The sequence below is a fragment of the Bartonella sp. TT67HLJMS genome (assembly GCF_042193375.1).
Lineage (GTDB): Bacteria > Pseudomonadota > Alphaproteobacteria > Rhizobiales > Rhizobiaceae > Bartonella > Bartonella grahamii.
This window is the reverse complement of record NZ_JBHILP010000043.1, coordinates 1-826: the sequence shown is the minus strand read 5'-3', so window position 1 is coordinate 826 and position 826 is coordinate 1. Positions and strand designations below refer to the sequence as shown.

General features: G+C 47.6%; 1 protein-coding gene. It reads left to right on the top strand.

What is annotated here, in order from left to right; genetic code table 11:
- Positions 1-2: 2 nt before the first annotated feature.
- Positions 3-826: late control protein (locus ACFIJQ_RS08860; protein WP_375629974.1), on the top strand; the 824-nt coding region annotated here is incomplete at its 3' end.

Sequence of the window (826 nt, the reverse complement as noted above, 5' to 3'; positions counted from 1 at the left end):
TAATGCGCACATACCCCTTTATTGTGGTCAAGGTGGGAGATAAACCTGTTCATGAGGTTTTTTACCAGCGTCTTTTAACTGCAACCATTACGGACCATGCCGGTAATGAAGCCGATACATTTGAAGCAGAGTTTGATGATGGTGGCAATGATTTAGAGGTTCCCTCAAGCAACAGTGCGCTCCAGGTGATCTTTGGCTATGAGAACAGCATCAGTGCATTTATGGGGTGTTTTGTTGTCGAATCGGTTGTGAGTTGTGGGGGCAGTGATGGAGAGATTTTGCGCCTTTGCGGCAAAAGTGCTTCGATGCGTAAAGAGCTCAAAGAACAGGTGAGTGAGCATTTTGATCACAAAACTGTTGGTGAGATTGTTGAGACACTGGCCAAACGCCATGGCTATCAAGCAAAGGTCAGTCCCCAGTTCACTAAAAAACCTTTGCCTTATGTGATTCGCACAGATCAATCGGCTGTTGATTTTTTAACCCGCCTTGCTGACCGTATGCAGGCACGTTTTTTAATCAAGGACAATAAGTTTTTATTTTTAAGCGGTGACAATTTACCAGCACTCGACATCCATAAGCATGACTGTTCCAGCTTGGAATTCACATTAGAGCCACGTACGCAATATGGCACCATTGAAGCTGCTTATTTTGATCGCTCACAAGGGCAGCAATGCCCAGTCAAGCATCAGACAGGGTTTAGCGGTCCCGTGCGGCGTTTGCGGACTTGTTACACTTGTGAGGAGGAAGCACGAGCTGCTGCTACTTCCGAGTCGGACAGGTTGTGTCGTGCTGTGGGCAGTGGTTCTTTGACCCTTGCGGGGCGCCC